Consider the following 9,690-nt stretch of genomic DNA (forward strand, 5'->3'; position numbering starts at 1 on the left):
GAGATGCCCACAGCCCGGACGTACTCGGATCTCACCGGTCGTCAACTCGCGACGATCGTGCCTGAACTGCTGCTGTCGGGTCAGTTGATCGATCGCAGCGGAATGGCCCACCTCATCAGCGCTTTCGGCCGGGAGACGATGGCGCAGATAGCCATCGAAGAATGGATGGCCGCGAGTCCCGTCTACACCCACCGCATGCGCGACGCGCTCGGCGTCGACGGCGACGGTGTGGCCGACATGTTCAAATGCCTGCAACTCGATATCGGGGCACCACCGCAGTTCATGGACTTCCGCTACGAGATCGACGACGAATACCACGGCTCCTTCGTGCTCAATCACTGTGGGGCACTGATGGATGTCGAGCCGCTCGGCGACGACTACGTGACCGCGATGTGCCACGACATCGAGGACCCGACCTTCGACGCCACCGCCATCGCGACGAATCGCCGAGCGCGGATCAGACCCATTCACCGGCCGCCTCGCAGACCAACCGACCAACACCCGCACTGCGCCTGGACCGTGACGATCGAACCCGACCGTGACGAGCTACCACTGCCGCCCGACGCCGAGGAGATGTTCACCAGACGCGCGGCATCGGTCGAGTTGAGCGCGATCGACACGACCGCGACGGACGGGCGCGTCGACTATCGCGGAGACCTGTGTGACGACCTCCAGTTCCGCGAATGGTCGCACACCGCGCTCGTCCGGATCGCGGAAGAGGTTGCGCTGCAGCATCAGTTGCTCGCCCTCGGATTTCTCGTGTCACTGCGACGCTATGCCGAGGGCCCCGAACAGGTTGACGAGATCTATCGCAAACAGTTGACCGGTATCGCGGGCCTTGCGGCAGATCGACTGCGCAGCGCGTTGGCGCTCGCCCCCGACGCGCAGGGATTGGCCACCGTGATCTCGCTGATTCCCGTACTCGGGCCCGTGCAGTACACCGGCGTGACGGCGCGAGTCGTCGAAGATGGTGTCGTACTGTCTATTCCGCACAGCTCCGATGCACGATCCGACGGTGGTTGGCTCACGCTGTTCGACGCCGAGCACCTCGAACCGTTGCAGGCGATCGCCACAGGTGTCGACGCGCACTGGAACGTCGAGACGGTGACCGACACCGGCGAAGCGCTGGAGGTCACGTTCGCGCTCACAGACGACGAGAGGTCGGAGTCCGGCGAGGTCGCTATCGCACGATTCAGTTCCGGTGCCGCATGGGAGTTTGTCGATCGTGGGCGATCGCTGCCCATCACGCCGATCGGCAGTCCGGTCTGATGTCGACACACTGCGCTATCGAGATCTGATGGCGGCCGACGTCCCGATCGACGCGCACCTGTCCGGGCGAGTCGCGATCATCGCGGGGTCGACGCGGGGTATCGGTCTGAACGTCGCGTATGCCCTTGCCGGACGCGGGGTCTCGCTCGTGATCAATGGCCGTGACGCGAGGGCCGTCGACGACACGGTCGCCGAGATCACAGGCGGCGGTGGCTACGCGGTGGGCGTCTGCGGGTCGGCGGGCGACGAGGGCGTCGCCGAGAAGATGGTCATGACGGCGCTCGACACGTTCGGCGCACTCGACGTCGCCGTGAACTGTGCGGGAATAGCCGAACCCCCTGGGTCGACGGTCCTGACCATCACGCCCGCCGAATTCCGCGAGCAGCTCGACGCACATCTGATGAGCGCCTTCTTCCTCACCCAGTCCGCTGCACGGGTTTTCGTCGGACAGCGATCGGGCTCGATCGTGTTGACCGGGTCGGCCGCGTCGTTGGGAACGTTCGGTGGAAGTGGCTATCCCGCGGCGAAGGGCGGGGTGAACGCCCTCGCGCTTGCCGCGTCGGGCGATCTGAAGAGTTCCGGGGTCCGCGTCAATGTCGTGATGCCCGGCGCGAAGTCGAGGCTGTCGTCGGGGCCGGACTACGTCAGACACATCGAAAGCCTGCATGCGAGAGGGATACTGGACGACTTCACCCGCGACGCGGCGCTCGCTCCCGCACCGCCCGAATACGTTGCCCAGCTCTACACATTCCTTGCGAGCGATGCCGCCGCCAGGATCACCGGCCAGATCTTCACGGCGTCGGGGGGTTTCATCGGTCGATACGATCCGCACCAACCGACGTTCGTGGCCTACCGCGACCATAAAGACACGGAGCCATACAGTTTGGCGGAGTTGGCAGGGCTGCTCTCAGAGTGAGTTGTCGAGAAGATCGGTATGGGGTTTGCACGTGATTGCGGCACAAACCCCATACCAAATCGGCATCTATGAGATCAGTTCGCGGAGCCGCCCAGCGGCGGTTCGGTCGCGGTGGGACCGTGCGTGTGCGGATCGTCGTGTGTCCTGCGTGGGCGACGCAGATACACCACGGCCGCGAGGACGAGAAGAAGGAGACCGACGATCCCCAGTGCGATCGGCGTCCAGAAGAACGTCGCGCGCAGAGTCTGACGCGCGTCCCTGGCGTCGTTGGCGAGCGCCGTCAGTGTGGCGTCGTCGAATCGTAGGTCGGCGTTGATCGCGTCGACCTTGAACGAATCATCCGCTGACCGTGCGTAATACGCGTGCGGAGTGGTGTGTGTGTCGACGGTGGTGCCGCTCGTCGGCTCGACCCACATGTCGCGGGTGTTGCTGTAGAAGAGCTTCATGGTGACCGGCTCCATTGCTCCGCCGGGGATGCCCCACTTGAATGCGGGCATGGTGATCTGGGTCTGTTGGTTGACGCCTTGCGTCTTTGTGGTGTCGACTGCGTTGACCTCACCGTGGAAGTGATAGGTCTTGACGCCGTTGACCTCTCGGGTGTCGTCGACGTACTTCATGGTGATCGGAGTGTGTCCGCGCAGTTCGTAGAGCGTGTGGTCGGACTTGTCCGTTCCGATGGGAAAGGTGAACAGTGTTCCGGCATAACTGGACTCGTTCGACGGTGTTGTCGCAGGCGCGGTGATCAGCGTCGGCTCCGGGTTCGAGGCGACCTCGTATGTCGTGCGGTCGATGGTGCCCGCCAACGTGTCGAGTCCGAACACCCCCGCTTGGCCTGGGACGTCGGACCGGCGACTGGTCACCGTTGTCGTGGTGGCCGCCGTGTCGTCGGTTGCGCCGGGCGAAGATTGGTTGCGCGTGATGATCTCGATCGGCACATCGGCGGTGGTGGCGACCGGCGTTGCCGTGGTGAACGACGCCCTGTCGATGAGTGTGCCCCGACCGGCCAGTACCGCGGTGCGGTCGAGATCGGTGGGGAACAGCGCGGTGTTGCTGCGGATGACGGTCGGCAGAAGTGCTGCGACGACGAGACAGACGACGCCGAGCAGGCCGAGGATCGCGGTCAGGAGAGTCCGCTTCTTACTCATGTGATTTCCTCATCTCGAGGTGGGCTGAGCCGGCGGATCACCGCAGAAGGCCCATGTGACTAACGAAGTGCAATGTGGCCGAGGTCACATTGAGCGAATAGTGTCATACAGGGCTCTATGAGGTGTGGTGAATAGATAAAAGACATAGATAGTTCTATGCGGTTGTGATCTCGCGGACGAGGTGAGGCCGTCCAATTCGCTAGTATTCGAAAGATGGTTGTCAGTGCCAAAGGGACGCGGCTGAACAAGCGGGGTATCGAGACCCGCAGGCAGGTGATCGACGCCGCGATCGACACGCTCGCCGCGGCCCGCGGTGGCGACCCGGTGAGCGCGAATCTCGTTGCGAGACAAGCGGGTGTCACCTGGGGGACAATGCAGCACCAATTCGGGGACGTCGACGGACTGTGGGCCGCGGTGCTCGACCACATCGTCGACGTCTGGCAGCCCGCACCCGATTCGCTCGACGCCACGATGTCGGCGCCCGAGCGGATCGAGATCATGGTCGAGCGGTTCTGGCGCGCACTCGCGGCAAGGGAAGGCCGCGCGGTGGAAAATCTGAGACAGATGCTTCCTGGCGATCCGTCGGCGCTCGAAAGTTCCTACCCCGCAACGGCGGCGGCTATGGCGGCTTGGGAGCAGCGGTGGGCGGCGGCGTATGCGCGTTTCTTCGACGGACTCGACGTCGACGAGACCAAATCGCAACGGGTGCAGTCATTTCTGCCGGGTGCCTTGCGAGGATTGTGGTCGGAGTCGAATCTGTCGACCTACACCGACGTCGAGGCGGGGCGTCGCGGACTCGTCGAGGCGATCGTCGCGTACCTGTGCTGAGTGTCGACGACACCTGGCGCTCAGCCCGACCGCTGAGAGGGTGTGTCGGTGCGGCGTCGGCGCTGCTCTGCCCGCTCGACCCAGTACCGTGCGCCTTCGGCAATCGCCTCGGTGACCGGCCTTGGTTGCCATCCGAGTTCGCGAACAGCCTTGTCGTGGCTCATCTCTGGAATGCAGTGCATCAGACGCACCGTGCCGATGCGTAGCTTGCCCGGTGTACGCGTAAGTGTGGACTTCGCCGAACCGACCGCGCCGGCGGCATAGAGCGCGGCACGGCCAAGCACGGGTCTGGGTGCGGCACGGCCTGCGGTTGCGGCGGCGGTGCGGATGACTTCGCCGAGATCGATGGACCGTTCCGAGACGATGTAGCGTTCGCCATTGCGTCCGCGTTCCGCGGCGAGGACGAGCGCATCTGCGGCGTCGTCGATACCGACTGATTCGCAACGCATCCCGCGCACGCCGAAGGGCAGTTTGCCGAGTGCGGCCCCCGCGACGAACGACCCATGCGGAGTGGGTACCGCATCTCCGGCGCCGTAGGTATTCGAGACACACATCGCAACGAGCGGTACAGCGTGCTCGCGTGCGTAGCCGAGCGCGAGTCGTTCCGCTGCGACCCGCGATCGCACATAGTCTGTTGCCCGGCGGTCCCAGTTGAACTCGGTGTTTTCGTCTGCGAGACCCGATTTCGGAATGCCGATGGTCGCCATGGTGCTGGTGAAGACGAAGCGGCGCAGTGGAATACGTGCAGCAACCTCCAACACGGAGCGCAGAAGCTCGACGTTGGTTTCGTACAACGGTGCGGGGTCGAGGAGCCACGCACGCGTGTCGACGGCGCAGTGGTAGACATCGGTACACCCCGACATCGCGTCGGCGAGTGTGTCTGCGTGAGTCAACTCGCCGACGTGCCGGTCGACGTCGAGGTCGTCGATCGTGCGTGTGTCGCTACTGGGGCGCACCAGGATTCGTACGTCTTCGCCCGAGTCGACGAGTCGACGTGTCAGCGTCGAACCGAGGAATCCGCTCGCCCCGATCACCAGGCTGGTCATCTCAGGCGCTCCGGGGCGAGATCGGCCACTGCCGCAGCCGTACGCTCGAGCATCACGCTGAACATCGCGTCACCTCTTTCTGTGGGTTGTGCAGCCGCGGCGCCGAAGACGATGATCAGCGGAGCCTGGATGAGGTTGTCGATGTAGTCGCGCCAGCAGTCGTCGAAGGTGTAGTCGAGGACGCTCGACGGCGTGCCGGGTGTCGACAGCGCAGCGCCCCATGCGCGCACCGCGTGGTGGTAGTCGGTGACGATGCTTTTCTCATGCATCCTGCGGTCGTCTGGGGTGAGACTCGTCGCGAGCAGAAACGCTATGTCACGCAGGGGATTCCCGGTGGTGATCGTCTGCCAGTCGAGTATGGACAGCGAGCCGTCGTCGCGAAACATGACGTTGTCGGCCCGAAGGTCGCCGTGGATGAGGGCGAAGTGCTCGGCAGGTGTCCGTATCCACGGGCCTGCGTCTCGGACCAACCAGTCGACGACGGACGACTGCGCGTCGCTCAATGCGAGACGCGCACGAAACACCTCGGCCATCGGGTCGAGCAGTGACTCCAACACGTCGCAATCGCTCGGCGTCGGGAGAGGGAAATCGTCGAGGAGTGTGGTGTCGTCCCACCGTGGGCCGTGCAGTCCTGCGGCCGCAACCGCGACCGCACGCACCTCTGCGGGACTGCACCCGGCGATCTGATCGCCTTGGCGGCCGTCGGCGATGTCTTCGAGGAGTAGGACGAACTCGCTCCCCGAATCGGAACTGACGGCAGCGAACATCGCGGGTGTCGGTACCCGGAAGGTCGAGGCGAGTTCCCGGTAGAAGCGGATCTCGTTTCGGAAAGCGCCTGAGCCGAACTCGCGCTGGGCGGCAGGGCCGGTTGCGAGCTTGGCGACCACCGTGTCGGGAAGGCGGCACGGCGCGGCGTGGCGCAGCGCAAGCCGATACGAACTCGCCATCTGGCCGGTTCCGACGGGCGTTGCGTCGACCTCGACGACGTGGGCGTCGTCGAAGCCGCTTGCGCAGAGGAGATCGGTGAGCCAGTCAGGTGTGACATCGCTGATGTCCGTGGGTATTTCGGCGCCTGGGTGAGTGGTCACAGCTCGGCTCCTCGCGGTGTTTTAGGCTCGGCTCCTCGCGGTGTCATCAGACCTGGATTCGCGGGCAGATTGCGTACGGTGGGGGAGCGCTTAGCGCGGTACGCGTCGACCACCGGCGCCAGCTCGGTCGGAGTAGCGCCGTGCAGGATGACAGAGTCGACGCCGAGATCGAATTGCCTCGCCACCGCGGTGGCGCGGTCAGACGCCGAACCGACGGCGCTGTCGGCGACCCAGTGTTGCGGAATCGCCTGTGTGAGTTCGTCGAGTTGTTCGGCCGTTGCGGTGGCGTCGATGGGGCCGGTGGCGTCGGAGAATGCAGACGTTGCGCGAACACGATCGAGATCGGCTGTGCTCCAGCGGTTCGCACGCATGAGTGCATCCGGGTAGCCCTGCAGGTAGGTGGCGAGACGGCCGTAGAGTCTGCGCAGACGGTCCTCGTACGCAAGCTCGTCGCCGACTGTTGCCAGCACCGACCAGATCCGAATCATGTCCGGATCACGGCCTGCGCGGACGGCTGAATCGCGAACGGTAGCCACTGCTTTCGACGTCGCCGCGTCGTCGAGAAAGGTGTGGAGGACGACGCCGTCGGCGATTCGTCCCGCCAGTTCCAGAGTTCTTTCACTCATGGTCACCAGCAGAATGGGCACGGGTGCAACGGCCACACCGAGATTCAGCAGTGGATACGAGCCCGCGGGGCCGTCGTGGCCGCCGATCATCTCACCGCGCCACAGTCGACGCAGCACGTCGCTGATGTCGGCCAACTGTGCACTGGTCACATCGTCGATGCCGAGGATCTGCCACTGTGCGGAGATGCCCCTGCCCAAGCCGAGCGCGAACCGGTCGTTCGTCAGCTCGGCGAGGGTTGCCGCCACCGTGGCGGTGACGATGGGATGCCTGGTGTTGTGATTTGTTGCGGCAGTGGCGATTCCCATGCGACTCGTTGCGGCACCGAGGGCTCCGCTGAGCACGGCTGCGTCTTTGATGTTGAACCGTTCGGACACGAACGCGGTGCCGAGTCCGATGCGCTCCCCCAACCTCGCCTCGTCGACGAGGTTGGCAGGGCTGACCGGATGCCGCGAGAGTGCGTAGTAGCCGAGCTCGGGGAGCATCGATTTTCCCGCGTGCATCGGTGTCACCGTCGAGATGTCACACGCTCGCGGGCGACGCCGCGCGGTATTCGGTGCCGCGTGGTTCGCGTACCCACAGGGTGTCGTCGCCTGCGCTCACGCCCTCGTGTTTGAGCTGACGTTTGACGATCTTGTTTGTCGCCGTCGTCGGCAGGTCGTCGGCGATGCGGACGTACCGTGGCCATGCTTTCGGCGACAGATCTGGCTGCGCCGCAAGGAATTGCGCGAACTCGCCTGGGGTCAAGGAACTGTCGTCGGTGAGGATGACGGCCGCCATCACCGCGTCGCCCACCTGATCGTCGGGAACCGCGTAGACGGCGACCTGACTGATGTCGGGGAGGCGCGACAGGATTCGCTCGATGGGCCCTGCCGTCATGTTCTCGCCGTCGACGCGCATCCAGTCGCCGGTTCGGCCCGCGAGGTAGAGCCATCCGTCGACGTCCTTGTAGGCGAGGTCGCCCGACCAGTACATGCCGTCGCGCAGCCTTTCCGACGTGGTCGCGGGGTCGTTGTAGTAGCCGGTGAACATGCCCGCGCCGGAGGTGTTGACGATCTCGCCGATCGCGTCGTCGGCGTTGACGAGTGCACCGGTGTCGTCGAATTGCGCTGGTGGACAATCGGTCCCGGTTGCGGGGTTGTAGACGGCGACGCCTGGGAATCCCTTCCCGACGGAGCCGCGTGGAGTTCCTGGTTCGCGGGTGATGATGATCGCCAACTCGGTGGAGCCGAAGCCATCCCAGACCTGGCAGTCGAAACGTCGTGCGAAGTCGTCGATGTCGCGGTCGGTGGCTTCGTTGCCGAACGCGGCGCGCAATGTGTTGTCTGCGTCGTCGGGTTGCTCGGGAGTCGCGAGGATGTAGGCGAGAGGTTTGCCGACGTAGTTCATGTAGGTGACGCCGTAGCGCCGAACGTCGTCGAGGAATCGTGACGCAGAGAATCTGGCGGGCACCATCGCCGCGCCGGAAACGGCAGCGACGCAATAGCCTCCGAGGAGCGCCGCGGAGTGGAAGAGCGGCATCGAGAGATAGCAGATGTCGTCGGAGGTGATGCCGAAGCGCTCGGCCAGGGGCGGCCCGGCGAACGGAACGAGCATGTGCGCCAACTGAACCGGCTTCGGGTTGCCGCTCGTGCCCGAGGTGAAGATCAGCATGAAGGGGTCGGTCGCGGTCGGTACCGAGTGCGGGGTCAGCTCTCCCGCGTCGGCGAGAAGTCGGGGCCACTCGGCGGATGATGTGTTGATGACCTCGACTCCGGGGAGCTCGAGGCCGTCGAGGAGTGGAAGGTGCTCGGCGTCGGTGAGCAGGATCTGGCAGTCGCCGCGCACGATGTCGTTGGCGAGAGCCTCGCCGCGTCGAGTGTTGTTGATCCCGACCGTCACGTACCCGCCGAGCGCGCCTGCGGCGAGCGCGATGAGCATCGCGGGACTGTTGTCGAGCAGGACGCCGATGTGCATCGGGCGCTCGGTGTCGGCGCGGCCGAGGACGGTGGCCGCGGTGCGCCGCGCGTCGTCGAGGTATTCGCGCCATGTCCAGCGACTGTCGTCGTACAGGATCGCGAGGGAGTCGTCGTTGTCACGGTCGATCAGGAGTTCAGTCACGGTCTGCGCCATGCGCCAAATCTAGAACCCGTTCTACGACGAGGTGTACAGATTCGAGAAATTGTCTACTAGTGCGTGGCGACGCCGCTCGACGTGGCGTTCAGCGAGAGATGGTGCCGCTTCCGGGACTCAGGGTGAACGTCGCGCCACCGCGTCCGACGACGCTCGTGGTGAACGAGATCGGTCCCGGCCCGGTCTGCAGTGCGGGGCTGAGCGCGGGCTTGCCCTCCTTGCATGCCGGGAACGTGGTGGTCCCGGACTTCTTGGTGGCGGTGTTGTGCCACTCGAACCCGACGACCGCCGAGCGCAGCGCCGCGGCGCAGGCGTTGCCCGGCATCGGCTCGAGCCACACGCGCAGTGTGTTCGGGTCGGGCGACGCCGCCGCGATCGGAGCGACGAACGCAGCAAAGGGGATATCGCCGCTGGTCGCGATGCCCGCATTCGGAGTCTGCGAGATCGACGACGCAGGGATCTGCGGGTCGGCGGCCGGCGCGGCGTGCGCGGACCCGGCCGTCGCCAGGAGCGTCGACGTGGCCGTCAGTCCGGTAGCAGCCGCGAGCGCAGCGCGCTGAAGTGTTCGTCCCATTGGTATCACCAGCCCCTTCTGTCACAGTTGGGGTTCACGGTACCAGCGCTGTCTCTTATACACATCTGACGCTGCCGACGATCGCATA

9 protein-coding genes are annotated in these 9,690 nt (G+C 65.0%); 3 read left to right on the forward strand and 6 right to left on the reverse strand.

The features are described from left to right. Positions 1-3: 3 nt before the first annotated feature. Positions 4-1,269 (forward strand): hypothetical protein, encoded by a 1,266-nt coding sequence (locus A5785_RS11125; protein ID WP_064866496.1) that lies wholly within the window; start codon positions 4-6, stop codon positions 1,267-1,269. Positions 1,270-1,297: 28 nt separating this feature from the next. After that, a complete protein-coding gene (locus A5785_RS11130) occupies positions 1,298-2,185 on the forward strand; it encodes an SDR family NAD(P)-dependent oxidoreductase (RefSeq protein ID WP_064866485.1) in 888 nt (295 codons plus the stop codon). Positions 2,186-2,259: 74 nt separating this feature from the next. Here the strand turns inward: A5785_RS11130 and A5785_RS11135 are convergent, their stop codons facing one another. Then, the gene (locus A5785_RS11135) at positions 2,260-3,330 is read right to left on the reverse strand and encodes a porin PorA family protein (protein WP_005206587.1); all 1,071 of its coding nucleotides are present in this window, start codon (positions 3,328-3,330) and stop codon (positions 2,260-2,262) included. A gap of 213 nt (positions 3,331-3,543) precedes the next feature. Here A5785_RS11135 and A5785_RS11140 point away from each other — a divergent pair, with 213 nt between their 5' ends. Then, positions 3,544-4,158: a TetR/AcrR family transcriptional regulator gene (locus tag A5785_RS11140; protein ID WP_005206588.1), complete on the forward strand. Its 615-nt coding sequence runs from the start codon at positions 3,544-3,546 to the stop codon at positions 4,156-4,158. A gap of 20 nt (positions 4,159-4,178) precedes the next feature. On the opposite strand, the gene A5785_RS11145 is transcribed toward A5785_RS11140, so the two are convergent. The 5 genes from A5785_RS11145 to A5785_RS11165 form a co-directional block, all read right to left on the reverse strand. After that, a complete protein-coding gene (locus tag A5785_RS11145; protein ID WP_005206589.1) occupies positions 4,179-5,204 on the reverse strand; it encodes an NAD-dependent epimerase/dehydratase family protein in 1,026 nt (341 codons plus the stop codon). Beyond that, entirely contained in the window at positions 5,201-6,292 is a 1,092-nt protein-coding gene (locus A5785_RS11150) for a phosphotransferase family protein (RefSeq protein WP_005206590.1), read from the reverse strand. The genes A5785_RS11145 and A5785_RS11150 overlap by 4 nt, the downstream gene beginning before the upstream one ends. After that, entirely contained in the window at positions 6,289-7,419 is a 1,131-nt protein-coding gene (locus A5785_RS11155) for a TIGR03857 family LLM class F420-dependent oxidoreductase (protein ID WP_064866498.1), read from the reverse strand. The genes A5785_RS11150 and A5785_RS11155 overlap by 4 nt, the downstream gene beginning before the upstream one ends. A 19-nt stretch (positions 7,420-7,438) precedes the next feature. Further along, complete coding sequence (gene fadD1, locus A5785_RS11160) at positions 7,439-9,028, reverse strand: fatty-acid--CoA ligase FadD1 (RefSeq protein WP_005206592.1); 1,590 nt, start codon at positions 9,026-9,028, stop codon at positions 7,439-7,441. 88 nt (positions 9,029-9,116) lie between these two features. Continuing rightward, positions 9,117-9,602: a hypothetical protein gene (locus A5785_RS11165; protein ID WP_231895173.1), complete on the reverse strand. Its 486-nt coding sequence runs from the start codon at positions 9,600-9,602 to the stop codon at positions 9,117-9,119. Positions 9,603-9,690 lie beyond the last annotated feature (88 nt).

This window comes from Gordonia sp. 852002-50395_SCH5434458, from assembly GCF_001665905.1.
GTDB classification, from domain to species: Bacteria; Actinomycetota; Actinomycetes; order Mycobacteriales; family Mycobacteriaceae; genus Gordonia; species Gordonia jacobaea.